General features: G+C 67.4%; 20 protein-coding genes. 3 read left to right on the forward strand and 17 right to left on the reverse strand.

Features of this window, described 5'->3' with window-relative positions; translation table 11 throughout:
- The first annotated feature begins 35 nt into the window (after positions 1-35).
- Positions 36-1,121 carry a cytochrome bc1 complex Rieske iron-sulfur subunit gene (gene qcrA, locus IFR14_RS11890; RefSeq protein ID WP_085510950.1) on the forward strand — a complete coding sequence of 362 codons (1,086 nt, stop codon included), beginning with the start codon at positions 36-38 and terminating at the stop codon, positions 1,119-1,121.
- The coding region (qcrB, locus tag IFR14_RS11895; protein ID WP_249406911.1) for a cytochrome bc1 complex cytochrome b subunit at positions 1,118-2,745 on the forward strand (1,628 nt) is incomplete at its 3' end. The genes qcrA and qcrB, both read left to right, overlap by 4 nt.
- A 654-nt stretch (positions 2,746-3,399) precedes the next feature.
- Here the strand turns inward: qcrB and IFR14_RS11900 are convergent.
- From IFR14_RS11900 to IFR14_RS11925, 6 genes are all read right to left on the reverse strand, one after another.
- On the reverse strand, positions 3,400-3,852 hold the full coding sequence (locus tag IFR14_RS11900) for a GNAT family N-acetyltransferase (RefSeq protein ID WP_064296979.1): 453 nt from the start codon (positions 3,850-3,852) through the stop codon (positions 3,400-3,402).
- Positions 3,852-4,274, reverse strand: coding sequence for a cytochrome c oxidase subunit 4 (locus tag IFR14_RS11905; protein ID WP_064296980.1), 423 nt, complete (start codon positions 4,272-4,274; stop codon positions 3,852-3,854). The genes IFR14_RS11900 and IFR14_RS11905 overlap by 1 nt, the downstream gene beginning before the upstream one ends.
- Positions 4,275-4,279: 5 nt before the next feature.
- Complete coding sequence (gene ctaD / locus IFR14_RS11910; RefSeq protein ID WP_064296981.1) at positions 4,280-6,007, reverse strand: aa3-type cytochrome oxidase subunit I; 1,728 nt, start codon at positions 6,005-6,007, stop codon at positions 4,280-4,282.
- The gene (gene ctaC / locus IFR14_RS11915; protein ID WP_191941131.1) at positions 6,004-6,906 is read right to left on the reverse strand and encodes an aa3-type cytochrome oxidase subunit II; all 903 of its coding nucleotides are present in this window, start codon (positions 6,904-6,906) and stop codon (positions 6,004-6,006) included. The genes ctaD and ctaC overlap by 4 nt, the downstream gene beginning before the upstream one ends.
- A 162-nt stretch (positions 6,907-7,068) precedes the next feature.
- Positions 7,069-7,434, reverse strand: coding sequence for an iron-sulfur cluster insertion protein ErpA (erpA, locus tag IFR14_RS11920; protein ID WP_064296983.1), 366 nt, complete (start codon positions 7,432-7,434; stop codon positions 7,069-7,071).
- A 105-nt stretch (positions 7,435-7,539) separates the two neighbouring features.
- Positions 7,540-8,985, reverse strand: coding sequence for a dipeptidase (locus IFR14_RS11925; protein ID WP_191941132.1), 1,446 nt, complete (start codon positions 8,983-8,985; stop codon positions 7,540-7,542).
- Positions 8,986-9,028: 43 nt separating this feature from the next.
- Between IFR14_RS11925 and IFR14_RS11930 the strand changes: the two genes are divergently transcribed.
- On the forward strand, positions 9,029-9,628 hold the full coding sequence (locus IFR14_RS11930; RefSeq protein WP_064296985.1) for a DUF3043 domain-containing protein: 600 nt from the start codon (positions 9,029-9,031) through the stop codon (positions 9,626-9,628).
- Positions 9,629-9,698: 70 nt separating this feature from the next.
- Here IFR14_RS11930 and IFR14_RS11935 read toward each other — a convergent pair whose 3' ends face one another.
- From IFR14_RS11935 to ftsZ, 11 genes are all read right to left on the reverse strand, one after another.
- Complete coding sequence (locus tag IFR14_RS11935) at positions 9,699-10,736, reverse strand: quinone-dependent dihydroorotate dehydrogenase (protein WP_191941133.1); 1,038 nt, start codon at positions 10,734-10,736, stop codon at positions 9,699-9,701.
- 3 nt (positions 10,737-10,739) lie between these two features.
- Positions 10,740-11,222, reverse strand: coding sequence for a transcriptional regulator NrdR (nrdR, locus tag IFR14_RS11940; RefSeq protein WP_064296987.1), 483 nt, complete (start codon positions 11,220-11,222; stop codon positions 10,740-10,742).
- Positions 11,222-12,592, reverse strand: coding sequence for a histidinol dehydrogenase (gene hisD / locus IFR14_RS11945; RefSeq protein WP_191941134.1), 1,371 nt, complete (start codon positions 12,590-12,592; stop codon positions 11,222-11,224). Before hisD ends, nrdR begins: the two co-directional genes overlap by 1 nt.
- Positions 12,593-12,653: 61 nt before the next feature.
- Entirely contained in the window at positions 12,654-16,118 is a 3,465-nt protein-coding gene (gene dnaE, locus IFR14_RS11950; RefSeq protein ID WP_194718966.1) for a DNA polymerase III subunit alpha, read from the reverse strand.
- A gap of 191 nt (positions 16,119-16,309) precedes the next feature.
- Positions 16,310-17,233: an RluA family pseudouridine synthase gene (locus tag IFR14_RS11955; RefSeq protein WP_079706009.1), complete on the reverse strand. Its 924-nt coding sequence runs from the start codon at positions 17,231-17,233 to the stop codon at positions 16,310-16,312.
- Positions 17,230-17,910 carry a signal peptidase II gene (lspA, locus tag IFR14_RS11960; RefSeq protein WP_137241625.1) on the reverse strand — a complete coding sequence of 227 codons (681 nt, stop codon included), beginning with the start codon at positions 17,908-17,910 and terminating at the stop codon, positions 17,230-17,232. Before lspA ends, IFR14_RS11955 begins: the two co-directional genes overlap by 4 nt.
- Positions 17,870-18,511: a DivIVA domain-containing protein gene (locus tag IFR14_RS11965; RefSeq protein WP_079706011.1), complete on the reverse strand. Its 642-nt coding sequence runs from the start codon at positions 18,509-18,511 to the stop codon at positions 17,870-17,872. Before IFR14_RS11965 ends, lspA begins: the two co-directional genes overlap by 41 nt.
- A gap of 174 nt (positions 18,512-18,685) precedes the next feature.
- Positions 18,686-18,982 carry a YggT family protein gene (locus IFR14_RS11970; RefSeq protein ID WP_064296991.1) on the reverse strand — a complete coding sequence of 99 codons (297 nt, stop codon included), beginning with the start codon at positions 18,980-18,982 and terminating at the stop codon, positions 18,686-18,688.
- Positions 18,983-18,989: 7 nt separating this feature from the next.
- Complete coding sequence (locus tag IFR14_RS11975) at positions 18,990-19,505, reverse strand: cell division protein SepF (protein WP_064296992.1); 516 nt, start codon at positions 19,503-19,505, stop codon at positions 18,990-18,992.
- Positions 19,506-19,549: 44 nt separating this feature from the next.
- Positions 19,550-20,260, reverse strand: a complete 711-nt coding sequence (locus IFR14_RS11980) for a YggS family pyridoxal phosphate-dependent enzyme (protein ID WP_342365689.1) — start codon at positions 20,258-20,260, stop codon at positions 19,550-19,552.
- A complete protein-coding gene (gene ftsZ, locus IFR14_RS11985; protein ID WP_137241624.1) occupies positions 20,260-21,516 on the reverse strand; it encodes a cell division protein FtsZ in 1,257 nt (418 codons plus the stop codon). The genes IFR14_RS11980 and ftsZ overlap by 1 nt, the downstream gene beginning before the upstream one ends.
- Between the last annotated feature and the right edge of the window lie 100 nt (positions 21,517-21,616).

Here is a 21,616-nt window from a genome sequence, read left to right on the forward strand (position 1 = left end):
CCGACGCGGATCGACAACACGTAAGAAGGAGCACCATGGCTCACGACAACTCGAGCGGCTCGGGTCACCCAGCCGCCGACTCGTCTGCCGATCCGTCCGCCCACGGGCAGGAGCTGCAGGTCGCGACCGGTACCGGGGTCATCTCCCGCGACGCCGTCGTCGACCCCGGCCTGCCTCCGCACCGGAAGCGCGTCACGGACCTCGACCCCAAGAAGGACAAGCGGGCCGAGCGCGCCGTCTACACCCTCTTCTACCTGTCGATCGCCGGCAGCGTCTGGGCGGTCGCCGCCTACATGGCGTTCCCGATCGAGCCCGAGGACATCGCCTCGGTGCGCCTGAACAACCTGTTCATCGGTCTCGGCATGGCGTTGGCCCTGCTCGCGATCGGTATCGGCGCCGTGCACTGGGGCAAGGCCCTCATGCACGACGAAGAGGGCATCGACTACCGTCACAAGGTCGGCGGCAACCAGGCCAGCCGCGATCGCGCGGTGGAGATCATGCACCAGGCGAACGTCGAGTCCGGCATCGGACGACGCGCGCTCATCCGCAACAGCCTCATCGGCTCCCTCATCGTCTTCCCGCTCCCGGGCATCGCGTTGTTCCGCGGTCTCGCGCCGTACGACGAAGACCCCGTCGAGCTCATGCAGCACACGATGTGGAAGGAAGGCACGCGCCTCGCCCGTGACCCTTCCGGTACGCCCATCAAGGCGTCCGACGTGACCCTCGGCAGTGCGTTCCACGTGATCCCCGAGAACCTCCACGAGGCCGATCACGTCCTCAACGAGAAGGCGAAGGCGATCGTGCTGCTCATGCGGCTGAAGCCCGAAGACCTCGTCGAGGAGGAGTCGAAGAAGGACTGGTCCTACGACGGCATCGTCGCCTACTCCAAGGTGTGCACGCACGTCGGTTGCCCGGTCGCTCTCTACGAGCAGCAGACGCACCACCTCCTCTGCCCCTGCCACCAGTCGCAGTTCGATGTCACGAACCACTGCGCGGTCATCTTCGGACCGGCCGCCCGGCCGCTTCCGCAGCTGCCGATCACCGTCGACGACGAGGGCTACCTCGTCGCGCGGAGCGACTTCCACGAACCTGTCGGCCCGAGCTTCTGGGAGCGTCATTGAGCACCTCGACCGCAACACGCACCCCTGAGCAGGCCAAGGCCGCTCCGGCGAAGAGCTCCGGTGGATTCACCGGCGCCGCAGCGAACTACCTCGAAGAGCGGACGTCCATCTCGGTCGCCGTCAAGGAGTTCGGCCGCAAGATCTTCCCCGACCACTGGTCGTTCCTCCTCGGCGAGGTGGCGCTCTACAGCTTCGTCATCATCCTGCTGTCGGGCTCCTTCCTCACCTTCTTCTTCCAGGCATCGATGGCGGAGGTCCACTACGACGGGTCCTTCGTCCCGCTGAAGAACATCGAGATGTCCGTCGCCATGGCGTCGACGCTCGACATCTCCTTCGACATCCGCGGCGGCCTCCTGATGCGTCAGGTGCACCACTGGGCGGCCCTGCTGTTCGTGGCGTCCATCGGCCTCCACATGCTGCGCATCTTCTTCACCGGTGCGTTCCGCAAGCCGCGTGAGCTGAACTGGGTGATCGGTTTCGTCCTGTTCATCCTGGCCATGGCCGAGGGCTTCACCGGGTACTCGCTGCCCGACGACCTGCTCTCCGGTAACGGTCTGCGGATCATCGACGGCATGGTCAAGGGTCTGCCCATCATCGGCACGTGGACGACCTTCCTGCTCTTCGGCGGGGAGTTCCCGGGCACCGACATCGTCGGCCGCCTCTACACGCTCCACATCCTGCTCCTGCCGGCGCTGGTGCTGCTCTTCATCGCCCTGCACCTGGTGTTCGTCGTCGTGCACAAGCACACGCAGTTCCCGGGCGCCGGTCGCACCGAGCAGAACGTGGTCGGATTCCCCGTCCTCCCCGTCTACGCGGCGAAGGCCGGTGGCTTCTTCTTCATCGTCTTCGGTGTCGTGATGCTCATCGCCTCGCTGTTCACGATCAACCCGATCTGGAACTACGGACCGTACGACCCCTCCCCGGTCTCGGCGGGTACGCAGCCTGACTGGTACATCGGGTTCGCCGACGGCGCGCTCCGACTGGTTCCGCCGCACCTCGAGTTCGTCCTCTGGGATCACACGTTCTCGTTCAACATCATCCTTCCCGTCCTCGTTCTGGGTCTGTTCATCGTCACGGTGTTCATCTACCCGTTCGTCGAGGCGTGGATCACGGGTGACAAGCGTGAGCACCACATCCTCGACCGTCCGCGCAACGCGCCGACCCGCACCGCCATCGGTGCTGCCGGTGTCACCTTCTACGCCGCCCTCTGGGCTGCTGCGAGCTCGGACATCATCGCCACCCACTTCAAGGTGACGATGGAGGGCGTGATCCACACGCTGCAGGCGATCCTCATCCTCGGACCGTTCATCGCCTACTTCATCGCGAAGCGCACCTGCCTGGCGCTGCAGAAGAAGGACCGCGAGATCCTCCTCCACGGCTACGAGACCGGGCGCATCGTCCGCCTCCCCGGTGGCGAGTTCATCGAGGTCCACGAGCCCGTCGACGAGTACGAGCGCTGGCGCCTCGCGAGCTACGACGACCACAAGCCGTTGATGATCCGTCCGAACGCCAAGGGCAAGATCACCGGTGTCCAGAAGGCTCGCGCCGCGATGTCCCGCTGGTTCTTCGAGGATCGGATCGCTCCGGTCACGAACACCGAGATCGAACGTTCCCACGGCGACCANAATTGCGCCGCGACAAGACGCGTGCGATAGCGGACGTCCGTGCAGCCCTCTCCCCCGTTCTCCGGGCGCCGAAGGCCGGTGCGGATGAGGTGAGCCCTTCGACAGGCTCAGGGACCCGCGTCCGCTCACCGTGGTTACCGGCATTCCTGCGCGACAGCAGACGATGTGAGCCGATCGACCTGCCCCGGGGGCGACGTTCACGACCCAGGGTGATCGGGCCGTACTGAGGAGACACCGGACTACTGCTGCCCTTCGACGGGGCTCAGGGACCGGACTGCATGCGCCAGGTCTCTTCGTACGCACCCTGAGTCCTTTGCAGGGGCGTGTGCCCCCCCCCGGACAGGCTCAGGGCCAGGTTCCCCCTCTGCGCCAGGTCTCTTTGATACGCACCCTGCATCCTCTGCGGGCGCCGTCTACCCCTCGACAGCCTCAGGGACCGGCGGGCGCTCCCCCGGTCTATCAGGCATGAGGAGGCGTCACCAGTACGGCTGCCCACCGGGAGTAGCCTCGCCGGGCGGAAGGGTGACGATCACGACCTTCGGGGCGGGTGCGCGCACCAATGCCGGCTGCTCGTTCTCCACGTCCAGGCGAGCACCAGAACACGAAAGAGCCCCCGAGCTTGGCTCGGGGGCTCTTCGATGACTCTTCGGGGATCAGCCCAGCGGGAGGATCTTCTTGTAGAACTCCGCCGTCACGTTGTAGCCGAGACGACGGTAGAAGTCGCCGGCTCGAGAGGTGGACATCGTCAGCTGGCGCGCACCGCGTTCGACGGCATAGTGCTCGTTCGCCTCGACCAGGGCCGAACCGATGCCGGCGCCGCGGGCCGTCTCGTCGACGACGAGCTCCTGCAGGTGGGCGGTGAGGCCGGCAGCGTGCAGCAGCCGGGACACCGTCATCAGGGTGTAACCGACGACGCGGTTCGCTTCGTCGACCGCGACGTACAGCACGTTGGTCTCGTCTTCACGAGGGCGCATGACGTTGTTGTATGCGGCCATGAAGTCGTCCGCGGCAGGCGGGATGGACCCCGTAATCAGCTGGCCGGCCAGCGCGAAGACGGCTGAACGGTCGTCGGGCTGACCACGACGGATGCTGAACGAGGCGACCATCAGCGTGCGAAGTATCCGCGGTAGTACTCGTAGTTCCAACCGACGACCGCGATGACGACCAGCGGGATGCCGATGATCGCGATCCAGAACCCGACCGCCAGACCGAGCACGAGCAGACCGCACGCACCGGCGAGGATGATGGGCCACCAGCTCCACGGGCTGAAGTGCCCGATCTCCGGGTCGCCGTCGTCGATGTTCGCCGTCAGCGTGTCCTCGGGGAGCTCGGCGCCCTGGCTCTTGTGCACCCGGCTGAGGTAGAAGCCGAGGAAGGCACTCAGGATCGCGGCGAGAGCCAGGGTGACCGTGCCGACCCACTCGACCCGACCGTGCAGCGGATCGACGAGCGACCACACCGTGTAGACCGCGCAGAGGAGGGCGCAGAACACCGTCAGGATCGTGAAGAGGATGATATTGGCGCGCATGGCGGCTACTTCACCTTTCCGGCGTCGATGTCGAGCGTGGGTGCGTCAGGTGCGTCCTTCGCGGGACCGACGCCGACCGGGATACCGACCTCGGGGTGGTGGAGGTCGAAGGCCGGTCGCTCCGAGCGGATGCGCGGGATGGAGACGAAGTTGTGACGCGGCGGGGGCGAGCTGGTCGCCCACTCGAGCGATCCCCCGTAACCCCACGGGTCGTCCTCGGTGACGCGAGGAGCCTTCCGGATCGTGATGTACACGTTCAGGAAGAAGGGCAGCAGCGAGATGGCGAGGATGAACGAGCCCACGGTCGACAGCTGGTTCATCCAGGTGAAGCCGTCCTCGGGCGAGTACGTCGCATAGCGCCGCGGGAACCCGATGACGCCCAGCCAGTGCTGGATGAGGAACGTCGTGTGGAAGCCGATGAAGAGCAGCCAGAAGTGCCAGTAGCCGAGCTTCTCGTTGAGCATCTTGCCCGTCCACTTCGGCCACCAGAAGTAGAAGCCGGCGAACATGGCGAACACGACCGTGCCGAACACGACGTAGTGGAAGTGCGCCACGACGAAGTAGGAGTCGGAGACGTGGAAGTCGAGCGGCGGCGAGGCGAGGATGACACCGGTGAGCCCGCCGAAGACGAAGGTGATCAGGAAGCCGATCGACCAGAGCATCGGGGTCTCGAAGGTGACCGAACCGCGCCACATCGTGCCCAGCCAGTTGAAGATCTTCACGCCGGTCGGAACCGCGATGAGCATCGTCATGAGGGCGAAGAACGGCAGGAGCACCGATCCGGTGACGTACATGTGGTGCGCCCAGACGGTCACGGAGAGCGCAGCGATCGCGATCGTCGCGTAGATCAGGGTCTTGTAGCCGAAGATCGGCTTGCGGCTGAACACCGGGAAGATCTCGGAAACGATGCCGAAGAACGGCAGCGCGATGATGTAGACCTCGGGGTGCCCGAAGAACCAGAACAGGTGCTGCCACAGGATGACACCGCCGTTGGCCGCGTCATAGATGTGGGCGTCGAACACGCGGTCCGCTGCGAGGCCGAAGAGGGCCGCTGCGAGCACCGGGAACGCCATCAGGACGAGGATGGACGTCACGAGGACGTTCCACGTGAAGATCGGCATGCGGAACATCGTCATGCCGGGGGCGCGCATCGTGATGATCGTGGTGATGAAGTTGACGCCACCGAGGATGGTGCCGAAGCCGCTGAGCGCCAGGCCGAGGACCCAGAGATTGCCTCCGAGCCCTGGCGAGAACGTCGTACTCGACAGTGGCGCATAGGCGAACCAGCCGAAGGCGGCGGCGCCCTGCGGGGTGAGGAAGCCACCGACGGCGATGAGGCTACCGAAGGCGTAGAGCCAGAACGCGAAGGCGTTCAGACGCGGGAAGGCGACGTCCGGTGCGCCGATCTGCAGCGGCATGAGCGCGTTCGCGAACCCGGCGAAGAGCGGCGTCGCGAACATGAGGAGCATGATCGTGCCGTGCATCGTGAAGAGCTGGTTGTACTGCTCCTTCGTCTCCACGATCGTGCCGCCGGGCTCGAAGAGCTGGGCTCGGATGATGAGCGCCATCACGCCGCCGAGGCAGAAGAAGATGAACGAGGCGATCAGGTACATGTACCCGATGGTCTTGTGGTCGGTGGAGGTGATCCACTTGACCAGGATGTTGCCCTTGCGCTCGACCGAGGTGCGTCCGACGACGCTCGCCTGGCCTGCGGGAAGCGTGGTGGAGGTCATTCCCCGTCTCCGTGCTCTTCGAGACCTGCCGGCGCCTTGGTGCCGGGGAGGTTGCTGTTGCGATCGTATTCCGTGCCGTAGTCGCCGATGTTGCCCGACTTGGCCAGGTCTTCGAGGTGCTTGTCGTACTCGGCCTGCGAGACGACCTTCACGTTGAAGAGCATGAGCGAGTGGTACTCGCCACAGAGCTCGGCGCACTTGCCGGCGTACGTGCCCTCGCGCTCAGGGGTGAAGGACATGTAGTTCGTCTTGCCCGGGATCATGTCCTTCTTGTAGAGGAAGTCGATGACCCAGAAGGAGTGGATGACGTCGCGCGACTGCAGCGCGATCTTCACCGTCTTGCCGACGGGCAGGTAGAGCGTGGGGAGTGCGTCCTGGTCGATGACGCCACCGGGCTTCTCATCGGCCTGCACGCCCGCGGTCCAGACGTCCTGACCGTTGACGGCCTCGTCGTACACGAAGTCCCACGCCCACTGCTTGGCGAAGACCTCGATGGCCACGTCGGGATCCTCGTACTGGGTCTCGATCGCGTTCTGGTCGCGTGCCGTGAAGGCGAAGAAGCCGAGGACCAGGATGAGCGGGACGATCGTGTAGAAGATCTCGATCGGCATGTTGTACCGCAGCTGGACCGGGAGACCGGTCTGCCCCTTGCGGCGTCGGTACACGATGACGGCCCAGATGATGAGCCCCCACGTGATGACACCGACTGCGAGCAGCACCAGCCATGCCGTCACCCACAGGCCCGCGATGCGGTCCGTGTGGTTCGTGACGGGAGATTCGCCCTCGACGAATCCCGGCAGGTAACCATGCAGTTCCGCCTGCGTACAACCCGCCAGGACTATGGCGAGTGTGGCTGCGACCGGAATGGCAGCCCATCTGAGACGACGAGTCGAGCGCACCTCTGAAACCTTTCGAATACACACCTGTGGATCGCCCCCCAGTCTAGTGGGGATGGGCGGTGAACGCCGGACCATTCGCGTCCGCGGTGCGGGATCGTGACCGGAATGACGAAGGGGAAACCACCCGGGACCGGGTAATTTCCCCTTCAGGAAGAATCTGGCTCAGTGGAAGCTGTCGCCGCAGGCGCAGCTGCCCTCGGCGTTGGGGTTGTCGATGGTGAACCCCTGCTTCTGGATGGTGTCCTCGAAGTCGATCTTGGCACCGTCGAGGTAGGGGACGCTCATCTTGTCGACGATGACCTCGACGCCGTCGAAGTCGACCGTGGCGTCGCCGTCGAGCATGCGCTCGTCGAAGTACAGCTGGTAGATGAGGCCCGAGCATCCACCCGGCTGGACGGCCACGCGGAGACGGAGGTCGTCGCGACCCTCCTGCTCGAGGAGGCTCTTGACCTTCTGCGCCGCCGTGTCGGACAGGCCGACGCCGTGAGCCGCGTCGATCTTGGTCTCGGTCAGGATGGTGTCGCTCATGATGCTCCTCGCGAGGTCTGGCGGCGCCGGGTCGACGCCTGTGTGAGATTCTACCGCCTGACGCGCCGGACGCACCCCGTGGTTCCGGCGGTGCGTCCGTCGTGTCTACGCGTCGGAGGACGGGCGGGGTGCGGCCGCCAGGCGAGCGAGGAGCACCGCCTCCGTGAGGATCGCCTTCTGGAAGACGCCGAGGTGCAGCGACTCGTTCGGGCTGTGGGCGCGCGAGTGCGGGTCCTCGACACCGGTGACGAGGATCTGGGCGTCCGGGAAGACCCGGACGAGGTCGGCGATGAACGGGATCGACCCGCCGACACCCGTCTCCACGGGCTCGACCTCCCAGGCGTCGGCCATGGCGCGCTTCGCCTCGGCGACGGCCCAACCGCTCGTGTCAACGAGGAACGGGCTGCCCTGGTCGACCTCGTCGATCGTCAGCTGTGCGCCGAACGGGCTGTTGGCGAGGAGGTGGGCCTCGAGTGCACGGTAGGCCTCGGCCGGATCCTGCCCGGGGGCGATCCGCGCACTGATGCGCACCGACACCTCCGGGATGAGCGTGTTCGAGGCGTTGGCCACCGACGGTGCGTCGATGCCCGTGACGGTGATCGCGGGCTGCGACCAGATCCGGCTGAGTATGGAGCCGCGTCCGATGGGCGAGACCCCCTCGGACAGACCTGACTCGGCGCGGAGCTGCGCCTCGTCGAACTCCGGGGTGACGGCGTCGTGCGAGGTGAGTCCGTCGACCGCCACCGAACCGTCGGCGTCCCACAGGGTCGCGAGCAGGGTGACCGTGGCTAGCATCGCATCCGGCACCGCTCCCCCGAGCATCCCGGAGTGGGAGGCGTGGTCGAGGGTCTTCACGCGCAGCCGGAACGTGACGTTGCCGCGCAGACCGATCGTCAGCGCCGGCGTCCGCTCGTCCCAGTTGTCGCTGTCGGCGACGACGATCACGTCCGCAGCGAGGGTGTCGCGGTGCTCCTCCAGGAAGGAACCGAAGGACCGCGAGCCGAACTCCTCCTCGCCCTCGATGAACAGCACGATACCGAGGTCGAGGTCGGAGCCGAGGACCTCGGTGACGGCTCGGATCGCGGCGATGTGGGACATGACGCCGGCCTTGTCGTCAGCCGCGCCCCGTCCGTAGATGCGGCCGTCGCGGACGGTCGGTTCGAACGGCGGCGAGTCCCACTTGTCGTCGCTTCCGGGGGGCTGGACGTCGTGGTGCGCGTAGAGCAGCACGGTCGGTCGGCCGTTCCGTGGTTCACGGCGGGCCAGCACGGCGGGCTGTCCGAGCTCCGCTCCGCCGTCGATGGCGGACCGGCGCACCGAGACCTCGTCGAAGACACCGAGACCGCGGGCGAGCGCCGCGACCGCTTCGGCACTCCGCGCCACCTCGGCCGCGTCGAACGCCGACCACGACACCGAGGGGATGCGGACCAGTGCCGACAGATCGGCGATCGACGACGGCAACGCACCGGCGACGGATTCGCGCAGCCGATCGAGGACTTCCTGGTCGTTGCGTGGGTCTTGGGTCGATTCCGTCGTGGTACCTGTCGTCATGCGAGTAATCTTAAGGGAATCCCCGAATCAAGGACGTTCCATCGTGGCCAAACAGCAGAGCACCCCGGCATCAGAGCCGATCGTCGAGACCGCAGCGCAGACGGCTGAGCGCCTCGCCCGCGGCGCCAAGGAGGCGAAGGGTCGACCGACCCCGTCCCGGGCGGAACGCGAGGCGCAGAACAAGCGTCCGCTCGTCCCCTCCGACCGCAAGGAGGCGTCGAAGGCGGCGAAGGCGCAGCAGGCCGAAGCACGGCGGCGGGCGCAGGCCGGCATGGCCGCCGGCGACGACAAGTTCCTCCCGGCACGCGAGCGCGGTCCGCAGAAGAAGTTCGTCCGCGACTACGTCGACGCCCGGTTCAACATCGGCGAGTTCATGATCCCGGTGATGTTCCTCGTGATCATCCTCACCTTCATGCCGGTGCCCGAGATCCAGGTCTACGGCATGCTCACCCTCTGGGTGTTCTTCATCATCGCGATCGCCGACTGCTTCTTCCTCGGCTTCCGCGTCCGGAAAGCGCTGCGGGCGAAGTTCGGGCAGGACGAGCGTGGCGTGCGCTGGTACGCCGCCATGCGCGCGCTGCAGCTGCGCCCGCTCCGTCTGCCGAAACCGCAGGTCAAGCGCGGCCAGTTCCCCAACAAGTAGTCCCACGAACGACGAACGCCCGCCGGTCCCAGACCGGCGGGCGTTCGTCGTCGATGGCGCCTTATGCCGATCAGCGGGCGGTTCGAGCCAGTCGGTCGAGCCCGCGGTTGATGTGTCTCGCCCAGAGCGGCCCGCGGTAGAGGAACGCCGTGTAGCCCTGCACGAGGGTTGCTCCTGCAGCCAGGCGCTCCCGGACGTCTTCGGCGGTGTCGACGCCTCCGGCTGAGATGACACACAACTCCGGGGGCACGATGGCCCGGATGCGCCGCAGGACGACGAGCGAGCGGGCGGCCAGCGGTGCACCGGACAGCCCACCGGCTCCGGCCGCCTCGACGATGGCGGGATCGGTGGCCAGGCCGTCGCGAGAGATGGTCGTGTTCGTCGCGATGACGCCGTCCAGGCCGAGTTCCACGACCAGCCCTGCGATGCGGTCGACCTCCGCATCGCTGAGGTCGGGTGCGATCTTGACGAGTAACGGCGTCGAACCGGCGGCGGCACGGACGGCCTCGAGCAGCGGTGCAAGCTGGTCGAGCTCCTGGAGGCCGCGAAGCCCCGGGGTGTTCGGCGAGCTGACGTTGACCACGAGGTAGTCGGCCACAGGCGCGAGGAGCGTCGCGCTCCGGACGTAGTCGGCCGTGGCGTCGGCGACGTCCACGACACGGCTCTTGCCGATGTTCACGCCGAGGACGGGTCGGCGGCTCACCCGCGCGGTCCGTTCGAGCCGACGCCTGGCCTGGTCGGCTCCCCCGTTGTTGAAGCCCATGCGGTTGACGACCGCCCGATCGGCGATGAGTCGGAACAATCGGGGCTTGGGATTGCCCGGCTGCGGGATCGCCGTGATCGTGCCCACCTCGACATGGCCGAACCCGAGGAGCCCGAGGCCGAGGACGCCCTTGCCGTCCTTGTCGAAGCCGGCGGCGACACCGAACGGGGTCTCGAACCGCAGCCCCAGCGTCTCCACCGACTGGTCGAGTCGCGGCGCCGTCCAGCGCCTGATGACGGGGCCGAGGCCGGTGGCGGGAAGCGAACGGATGACGTCGAAAGCCAGGTGGTGTGCGCGTTCGGGATCGAGCTTGGACAGCACCTGGGCGAAGAGGAAGCGGTACACGGCTCAGAGCTCCTCGGACGGCACGGGGGCGGCACCGGAAGCGTGCTCGACGCGGAGCAGCGCGATCGCGGACTCGAAGTCGTCGAGCGATTCGAAGGCCTGGTAGACACTGGCGAAGCGGAGGTACGCGACCTCGTCCAACTCACGTAACGGCGCGAGGATCGCCAGACCGATGTCGTTCGCGTCGATCTGCGACGCGCCGGTGGCGCGGATGGACTCCTCCACCCGCTGAGCCAGGACGGCGAGGTCGGAGTCCGTCACCGGGCGGCCCTGGCAGGCCTTGCGGACACCGCTCACGACCTTCTCCCGGCTGAAGGGCTCCACCACGCCGGAGCGCTTGATCACGCCGAGACTCGAGGTCTCCATGGTGCTGAAGCGCCTTCCGCACTCGGGGCACTGCCGGCGTCGGCGGATGGCGAGTCCGTCGTCGCTGGTGCGCGAGTCGATCACACGGGAATCCGGGTGGCGGCAGAACGGGCAGTACATCAGCGGGCTCCCTCGGGGGTGGTGGGGGCGGTGGTGTCGTCCGCAGCACGGATCTCGGCATCGACGAGCCCGAAGCGGGCCGTCACCGCCTCGCCGTGCGCCGGCAGGTCCTCCGAGCCTGAGAGGGCGACGATGTGGGCCGAGACCTGACGGAGCGCCGGTTCGTCGTACCGGACGACCTGCTGCGGCCGGAGGAAGGTGAAGGCTCCGAGGCCCGAGGAGAACCGCGCCTGGCCGCCCGTCGGGAGGACGTGGTTCGACCCGGCCAGATAGTCGCCGAGGCTCACCGGGGTGTGGTCGCCGAGGAAGATCGCGCCGGCGTTGGTGATGGCGCCGAGGAGCGACTCCGGGTCGCGGGTCTGCACCTCGAGGTGCTCCGGCCCGTACGCGTTGCTGAACGCCACGGCCGCCTCGAGGTCGTCGACGAGCACGATGGCCGACTGCGGCCCGCCCAGGGCCTCGACGACGCGCGCTCCGTGACGGGTGCCTGCGGCGTACCGCTGCAGCCACTCCTCCACCGCGGTGGCGAGCGCCGCACTGTCGGTGACGAGCAACGATGCCGCCGCCTCGTCGTGTTCCGCCTGGCTCACGAGGTCGGCTGCGACGAGCCGGGCATCGGCCCCGGCGTCCGCGATGACCAGGATCTCGGTGGTCCCGGCTTCGGCGTCGATCCCCACCTGCCCCTTCACGAGGCGCTTGGCGGCCGCCACGAAGATGTTGCCCGGGCCGGTCACGACGTCGACCGGGTCGAGGGCGAGGTCGGGTACTCCGTAGGCGAACGCACCGATCGCTCCGGCGCCGCCCATGGCGTAGACCTCGGTCACCCCGAGCAGCCCGGCGGCGCCGAGGATCGTCGGGTGGACGCGGCCGCCGAACTCGCGCTGCGGGGGCGAAGCGAGCGCCACGGAGCCGACGCCGGCCTCCTGGGCCGGTACGACGTTCATGACGACACTCGAGGGGTAGACGGCCTTCCCGCCCGGGACGTAGAGGCCGACACGGCCGACCGGGGCCCAGCGCTGCACGACGGTCGCGCCGTCGGCGAGCTCGGTCGTGCGCTCCGGCGGGACCTGCGCTCCCGTGGCGGTCCGGACCCGGTCGATGGCCTCCACGAGCGCGGCGCGCACGGCCGGCTCGAGCGCTGTGACGGCCGCGTCGATCTCGGCCTGTGGGACGCGGATCCGCTCGGGGCGTCCCCCGTCGAACCGGTCTGCCTGCGCCGAGAGCGCCTCGGAACCGTCCGCTCGGACGTCGTCGATCAGCGCCTGAGCGGCATGCGCTGCCGCGGTGATGTCGACGACGGGACGGGGCAGCATGTCCAGGAGCTCGGTGCGGCTCGGCCGCACTCCCCTGAGGTCAATGGTGGTGATCATGGCCGTCACAGCCTATCGTCCGCAGCGGTCCGTCCCGGCTGCCGCCCGCGTCCGGGCGGGGTCAGCCGAGACAGTTCGGGCCGAGCAGGGACTTCAGCTCGCCGAAGAGTCCGGACGAGAGGCTGACGCGATGGGGCAGCTCGAACACCCGCGCGATCTCGCCTCGGATGAGCTTCAGTCGGACCTCGGTCGATCCAGCGTGCCGCGTCAGCACGTCGCTGAGCGTGGTCACCGTCTCGGTCGTCGCCCGGGCGTCGGCCATCGACAGCTGGAGCATACGGTCGGCACCGGCCTCGGGCAGTTCGGGCGAGAAGATGCTGTATGCGTGGAGGTTCATCCCGTCGTCTCGGACACTGACCCGTCCGCGGACCACCACGATCGAGTCGCCGACGAGTTCGGATGCGAACTCCTGGTACGCCTTGCCCATGAACATGGCGGTCATCTCGCCGCCGAAGTCCTCGACCTGGATCATGCCGTACTGGTTGCCGGAGGCCTTGGCGATCCGGTGCTGGACACTCGTGACGAGCCCCGAGATCACGACGGTCTCGCCGTCCATGCCCTCGGAGGTCATGAGGTCGGTGATGGTCGTCGTGGCGTGCTTCGCCAACTCGATCTCGAGTCCGGCCAGCGGGTGGTCCGAGACGTACAGCCCCAGCATCTCCCGTTCGAAGTTGAGTTTGTCGCGCTTGCTCCAGTCAGGACGCGCGGGGACGCTCGCGAGCGGCACTTCGCCGACCTCGGCGAACAGGCTGTCGAAGTCGAAGCCGATGCTCCCGGACGCCTCGGCACGCTTGTCCTTCACGACCGAGTCGACGGCGTCCTCGTGGATCTCGTAGAGCGCACGTCTGCTGTCGCCCATGGAGTCGAACGCGCCGGCCTTGATGAGCGACTCGATGGTCCGCTTGTTCGCCACCGGCAGCGGCACCTTGCGGAGGAAGTCGTGGAAGGAGGTGAACCTGCCCTCGCGCTCGCGTGCCTGCCGGATGAGCTCCACGACGTTCGAACCGACGTTGCGGACGGCACCCAGACCGAACCGGATGTCCTCCCCGACTGCGGCGAAGAACCCGATGGACTCGTTGACGTCGGGCGGCAGGACCTGGATCCCCATGCGGCGGCACTCGTTGAGGTAGAGCGCCATCTTGTCCTTGGAGTCGCCGACACTCGTCAGCAGACCGGCCATGTACTCGGCCGGGTAGTGCGCCTTGAGGTACGCCGTCCAGTAGGAGATGACCCCGTAGGCGGCGGAGTGCGCTTTGTTGAACGCGTAGTCCGAGAACGGGAGGAGGATCTCCCACAGCTTGTTGACGGCCTCCATCGAGAAGCCGTTCGCGACCATGCCGCCGGAGAAGCCCTCGAACTGCTTGTCCAGTTCGGACTTCTTCTTCTTGCCCATCGCACGACGGAGGATGTCGGCCTGCCCGAGGGAGAAGCCGGCGACCTTCTGCGCGATCGCCATCACCTGCTCCTGGTAGATGATGAGGCCGTAGCTCGTCGACAGGATCTCGGAGAGCGGCTCCTCGAGCTGCGGGTGGATCGGGGTGATCTCCTGGAGGCCGTTCTTCCGCAGCGCGTAGTTCGTGTGCGAGTTCGCGCCCATCGGCCCTGGCCGGTACAGCGCGATCAGCGCCGAGATGTCCTCGAAGTTGTCGGGTTTCATGAGGCGCAGCAGCGCGCGCATCGGTCCGCCGTCGAGCTGGAACACCCCGAGGGTGTCGCCTCGGGACAGGAGTTCGTACGCACCGCGGTCGTCGAGTTCGAGGTCTTCGAGGACGAGTTCGATGTCGCGGTTGCTCTTGATGTTGTCGAGGGCGTCGTTGATGATCGTCAGGTTGCGCAACCCGAGGAAGTCCATCTTGATCAATCCGAGGGACTCGCACGCCGGGTAGTCGAACTGCGTGACGATCTGGCCGTCCTGCTCGCGCTTCATGATCGGGATGATGTCGATGAGCGGGTCGCTCGACATGATCACGCCGGCCGCGTGGACACCCCACTGGCGCTTCAGGTTCTCGATGCCGAGCGCGGTCTCGAAGACGGTCCGCGCTTCCGGGTCGGTGTCGAGGATGCCACGGAGGTCGACCGCCTCCTTGTACCGCGGGTGCTTGGTGTCGAGGATGCCCTCGAGCGGGATGTCCTTGCCCATGACCGCCGGCGGCATGGCCTTCGTCAGTTTGTCGCCCATGCCGAACGGGAAGCCGAGGACGCGCGACGAGTCCTTGAGCGCCTGCTTGGCCTTGATGGTGCCGTAGGTGACGATCTGCGCGACGCGCTCGTCGCCGTACTTCTCGGTGACGTACTTGATGACCTCGCCGCGGCGGCGGTCGTCGAAGTCGACGTCGAAGTCGGGCATCGACACGCGGTCGGGGTTGAGGAACCGCTCGAAGATGAGCCCGTGGCGGAGCGGGTCGAGGTCGGTGATCTGCATCGCGTACGCGGCCATGGAGCCCGCACCGGAACCACGACCGGGACCGACGCGGATGCCGTTGCGCTTCGACCACTGGATGAAGTCGGCGACGACGAGGAAGTACCCGGGGAAACCCATCTGCACGATGACGCGCGTCTCGTAGTTCGCCCGTTCCCGGACGTCGGCTGGGATCCCGTTCGGGTACCGCAGGTTCAGCCCGGTCTCGACCTCCTTGATGAACCAGCTCTCCTCGTTCTCGCCCTCCGGCACGGGGAACCGCGGCATGTAGTTGGCCGAGGTGTCGAAGGCGACGTCGCACCGCTCGGCGATCGCGAGGGTGTTGTCGCACGCCTCGGGGTACTCGCGGAACAGTCGGCGCATCTCGTCCGCGGACTTCAGGTAGAACTCGTCGGCGTCGAACTTGAACCGGTTCGGGTCGTTGAGGGTGGAGCCGGACTGCACGCAGAGGAGGGCGGCGTGGGCTTTGGCGTCCGCGGCGTGCGTGTAGTGGAGGTCGTTCGTCGCGAGGAGCGGGAGACCGAGGTCTTTGGACAGCCTGATGAGGTCGGCCATGATCCTGCGCTCGATCCCGAGCCCGTGGTCCATGATCTCGCAGAAGTAGTTCTCCGCGCCGAAGATGTCGCGGAAGTCCGCCGCGGCCTTGACCGCCTCGTCGTACTGACCGAGACGGAGTCTCGTCTGCACCTCGCCGCTCGGGCAGCCGGTCGTCGCGATGAGGCCGGCGCTGTACTGGCTCAGGATCTCGCGGTCCATGCGTGGCTTGAAGTAGTACCCCTCGATCGACGCCTTCGACGAGAGCCGGAAGAGGTTGTGCATCCCCTCGGTGGTCTCCGAGAGCAAGGTCATGTGGGTGTAGGCGCCGGCGCCGGAGACGTCGTCTCCCCCGCCGTCGCCCCACTTGATCCTCGTCCGGTCGCCGCGCGCGGTCCCCGGGGTGATGTACGCCTCGGTGCCGATGATCGGCTTGATACCGGCATCGGTCGCCGTACGCCAGAAGTCGAAGGCGCCGAACATGTTGCCGTGGTCGGTCACGGCGACGGCGGGCATCCCCTGCTCGACCGCGGCCTGGATGAGCGGCTTCACGCGGGCTGCTCCGTCGAGCATCGAGTACTCGCTGTGGACGTGCAGATGGACGAACGAATCGGTGGACGTGGGCACGGACGGCGCCTCCGGGGATCGTGCTGTGGGGTTCGGCGCGGACGCCGAGGTGGTCTGTGATCCAGCCTAACCGTCACCGCCGACGGTCGGCTCCGGCGACGTCGTCACGCATGGCGCCGGGAGGGCTGGGCGTCGGTTCAGTCGAGTTCGAGCACGGACAGGGCGTGCTGGAGGTCCGCCGGATAGGCAGCCTCGAACCGCACGAACTCCCCCGTGGCCGGGTGGGCGAACCCGAGCTTCGTGGCGTGGAGCCACTGGCGGGTGAGCCCCAGCCGCGCTGAGAGCGCAGCGTCTGCTCCGTACATCGCGTCGCCGACGCAGGGGTGCCGCTGGGCCGCCATGTGCACGCGGATCTGGTGGGTGCGGCCGGTCTCCAGGTGCACCTCGAGCAGCGAGGCGTACGGGAACGCCTCGAGCGTCTCGTAGTGCGTGATCGACGGCTTGCCGTCGGCGGTCACGGCGAACCGCCAGTCGTGACGTGGATGGCGGCCGATCGGTCCGTCGATGGTGCCGGCGAGTGGATCGGGATGCCCCTGCACCACAGCGCGGTAGATCTTCTCGACCTCGCGGTCGTGGAAGGCCCGTTTGAGCCAGGTGTAGGCCCGCTCGGTCTTCGCGACGACCATGAGGCCGCTCGTCCCTGCGTCCAGCCGATGGACGATGCCCGCGCGCTCGGCGGCTCCCGAGGTCGAGATGCGGAAGCCCGCCGCCGCGAGGGCGCCGAGCACCGTCGGTCCCTCCCAACCGACCGAGGGATGCGCCGCGACGCCCGCAGGCTTGTCGACGACGACGATCTCGTCGTCGTCGTGGACGATGCCGAGGTCGGGGACGGCGATCGGGACGATCACGGCCTCCCGTCGAGGCGTCCATTCGATCTCGAGCCAGGCGCCGCCGAGCAGGCGATCGGACTTGTCGACCGACTTCCCGTTCATGGTCACACCGCCGGCCAAGGCCACCTCGGCTGCGTAGCTGCGCGAGAAGCCCAGGAGCTTGGCGAGTCCGGCGTCGACGCGCTCGCCGTCGAGTCCGTCGGGGACGTACAGGCTGCGGGACTCGTTCACGGGCGACCTGCGTCCGGGCTCGCGTCGCCAGGCTCCGCAGGATCGAGGGTGGCCGCGTCGGCTTCGGCCTCGCGGTCCTCCGCCTCCTGGGCGGCCCGTTCACTCGCTCGCGTCGTGCGCGTGCCGTCGAGGTTGACACCGAAGAGCGTCAGGAGGATGAACAGCGCCATGCTGACCACGATGCAGATGTCGGCCACGTTGTAGATCGCGGGGAGCATCCAGGGCGTCGAGATGAAGTCGACGACGTGGCCGAGGCCGAAGGACGGCTCTCGGAAGAGGCGGTCGGTCAGGTTGCCGAGCACGCCGCCGAGGAGCAGACCGAAGACGATCGCCCACGCACGCGAACGGATGCGGCGCGCGAACCAGACGATGACGACGACGACGACCGCGGCGAGGATCGAGAAGATCCAGGTGTAGCCGGCCCCCAGCGAGAAGGCGGCACCCGAGTTCTTGACGAAGTACAGGACCAGCGCCTGTCCGAAGACGGGGACGGACTCACCGACCGTCAGGTTGGTGGTGACGAGGAACTTCGTGAACTGATCGGCCGAATAGGCCACGACGGCAACCAGCGCCAGGACTGCAAGAGTCCTGGCGCTGGCCTTCGACGGTGATGCGGGAGACAACCGGGTGTCTGCGCTAGACCGCTGCGCTGTCGGCGGTGACGCCGGACTTCGCATCGGGTGCGGAGCTCGACGACGAGGCGTCGAGGTCCTTCAGCTGACCCTCGATGTAGCCGCGGAGCTGCGAGCGGTACTCACGCTCGAAGTTGCGCAGCTCGTCGATCTTGTGCTCCAGCACGGAGCGCTCCTGCTCGAGGATCTGCATCTGTGCGCGCTGCTTGGCCTCGGCCTCGGCGACGACACGTGCCGCGGTCGCGTGACCCTCGGCGATGAGTGCGTCGCGACGCTGAGCGCCCTCTGCGACGTGCTCGTCGTGCAGACGGCGGGCCAGCTGCAGGAGGTTGTTGGAGCTCTCGGCCGTGTTGTCGGTCGACTCGGCGGCAGGAGCCGCTGCGGGTGCGACGACCGGAGCCGGTGCGGGAGCGGGCTCAGCCTTTGCGAGCGCGGCGGGAGCGGAGGAGCCGCCCTTCTGCAGCTCGGCGACCTTGGCCTCGGCCGCGGTCAGCTTCTGCTGGACCTCGTCCTTCTCCTGGATGAGGCGACGCAGTTCGACGACGACCTCGTCGAGGAAGTCGTCCACCTCGTCCTGGTCGTAGCCTTCGCGGAACTTGGTCTGCTGAAACCGCTTCTGGACCACGTCTTCGGGAGTGAGCGCCATAGCGAACCACCTTCACTGTCGAATCGAAAATCTGTGTACAACGCCCCCACGCTAGCAAAGTCTGACCCAGTGGGTGAGACATGTTGTCAGCGTCGGAGCTTCCCGTCAGGTGACGGGCGTTCTATCGTAGCCGCACAATCGTCGCGAACCCTGCGCGGGCTCCGACGTCGGCGGCTACAGGAGCTGGACGAGCGTCATCGCGATGATGCAACACAGCATCGTCAGCGTCCAACCGAAGTCGAGCGCGACGGGACCGACCGCGACGCGCGGCAGGACACGTCGGAAGAACCGGATCGGCGGGTCGGTGACCGTGAAACTGAGCTCGGCGAGGACCAGGCCGACGCCCGACGGTCGCCACTGCGGGCGGAGTACCCGAGCCAGGTCGAGGATGAACCGCGCCCAAAGGACGAAGAAGTACAGGAGCAGCGCGAGATAGAGGATCGTGCCGATCACGGAGATGAGAGAAGCCACCCCTCGATTATGACTGAGCGAAGAAGGTCGCCTCGGTCGCTTCCGGTGCGCCCTGCCCGTTGTCGCCGGAAACGGCGACGTGCTCGGGCGAGAGCAGGAAGACCTTGCTCGTCACTCGCTCGATCTTCCCGTAGAGGCCCTGCGAGAGGCCACTGGCGAAGTCGATGAGGCGTCGGGCGTCGCCGTCGCTCATCTGGGAGAGGTTGATGATGACCGGGACACCGTCGCGGAAGCTCTCGGCGATGATCTGAGCATCGCGGTACTGCTTGGGGTGCACCGTGAGGATCTCGTTGAGGTCGGAGCTCGGGGCGACCGGCTGACGGACCGGGACCGGCTTGCGCAGCGGGGTCACGGGAGCGGCCTTCTCGACGCGCTCGACACGCTCTGCGCGCTCGGGACGTTCTGCCCGGCGAGGCTCGGCCTGCTGCGTGGGCTCGGCCTGGGCAGCGTGCTGCTGCTCGTACTCGAGATCATCGTCGGCGAGCCCGAGGTACACCATGGTCTTCTTCAGTGGGTTCGACATCGTTTCCTCCGTGATCTGCGGTCCTTGCACCTTCGAGATTAACGTCACACCGGACGATTCCCGGTGATTGCCGTGCCGATGCGTAGGTGTGTCGCGCCCGCTTCGATCGCCTCGACGTAGTCGTGGCTCATCCCGATCGACAGGCCGTCGGCCTGCGGAGCGAGGGATCGCACCCGCGCGGACGCCGTGACGACCCGCGCGAACGCGGCGGCCGGCGGCTCGTCGAGCGGGGCGACGGCCATCACGCCTCGCAGGAGGACGCCTTCGGCTTCGAGCGCCTCCGTGGCGAGCGCTTCCAGCGCCTCGTCGCCGACCACACCGCCGCGACCCGGGTCGTCGGTCAGGTTCACCTGGAGGAACACCTCGAGGAGGCGGTCCGGTGACGACAGCGCGCGCAGGAGTTCGGGACGGTCCACCGAGTGCACGGCGTCGACGTATCGGCGCACCTGCTTGGCCTTGTTCGTCTGCAACTGGCCGATGAAGTGCCACCGCAACCCGAGTCCGGCGGCCACCTCGGCCTTGTCGCGGGCCTCCGGGTGTCGGTTCTCCCCCACGTCGGTGACCCCCGCGGCCGCGAGCTGCTCCACGAGTGCGACCGGATGGAACTTCGTCACGACGATGAGTGTCGGCTCGTCGGCGCGCCCGGCTACACGGGCAGCGTCTGCGACGCGGCCGCGGATCGCGGCGAGGCGATCGAGCAGAGCCGGATCGGGCTCCGAAGAGCCCGACCCGGCCGGGGTGATCGTGTCGCCCACTACTTCAGGAAGTCGGGGATGTCCAGCTCACCCTCGTCGTCGAACGAGGGGTCGACGACGGCGGTCTCGACGACCGCATCGGGTTGACGGTGCGTCGCACCGGAGAAGGGCGAGGACGCGTTCTGCCTGGAGCCCCAGTCGCCACCCGAGGCGACCGGTGCCGCAGCAGGCGCCGAGCGGTGCTCGGACGACTCGGAGGCCGTGTTGGCCGAGGTGCTGATCGGAGCGCTGGGCGCCTCGTCCGAGGTGCTCATGACGCCGCCGGAGATGACCGCGTCGGCCGGTGAAGCAGCCGTCCTGGTGAGGGGCTCGCCACCGTCGAATCCGGCGGCGATGACCGTCACGCGCACCTCGTCGCCGAGGGTGTCGTCGACGACCGCACCGAAGATGATGTTCGCCTCGGGATGCACGGCCTCCTGGACGAGCTTGGCGGCGTCGTTGATCTCGAAGATGCCGAGGTTCGAGCCACCCTGGATGGACAGCAGGACACCGTGGGCGCCCTCGATGCTCGCTTCGAGCAGCGGGGAGGCGACGGCGAGTTCAGCCGCCTTGATGGCACGGTCCGCGCCCCGCGAGGAGCCGATACCCATGAGGGCGGAGCCGGCTCCCTGCATGACCGACTTGACGTCGGCGAAGTCGAGGTTGATGAGGCCGGGCGTGGTGATGAGGTCGGTGATCCCCTGGACACCGGCGAGGAGCACCTGGTCGGCGGTCGCGAACGCCTCGAGCATGCTGATCCCGCGGTCGCTGATCTCCAGCAGGCGGTCGTTCGGCACGACGATGAGCGTGTCGACCTCCTCCTTCAGGCGGGCGACGCCGAGCTCGGCCTGGGCCTGACGGCGACGACCCTCGAAACCGAACGGCTTCGTCACGACACCGATGGTCAGCGCACCGATCGACTTCGCGATCCGCGCCACGACGGGTGCGCCACCGGTTCCGGTACCGCCACCCTCACCGGCGGTGACGAACACCATGTCGGCGCCGGCGATGGCCTCTTCGATCTCCTCGGCGTGATCCTCCGCCGCACGGCGTCCGACCTCGGGGTCGGCACCGGCGCCGAGGCCGCGGGTGATCTCGCGGCCGACGTCGAGCTTGACGTCGGCATCGCTCATCAGCAGCGCTTGCGCGTCCGTGTTGATGGCGATGAATTCCACGCCTCGGAGGCCGAGCTCGATCATGCGGTTGACCGCGTTGACACCGCCGCCGCCGATACCGACGACCTTGATGACGGCGAGGTAGTTCTGGTTTGTAGTCACTTCAGGCCTCCGTGAGAACTCTCAACCTCTAGTTAAGGTTTAAAGTTATGCTGCGTATGCATTTTCTGTCCTGAGCACGACGTTAGGGCCCAGCCCCGAC

Source organism: Plantibacter sp. CFBP 8775, from assembly GCF_014839505.1.
GTDB lineage: Bacteria > Actinomycetota > Actinomycetes > Actinomycetales > Microbacteriaceae > Plantibacter > Plantibacter auratus.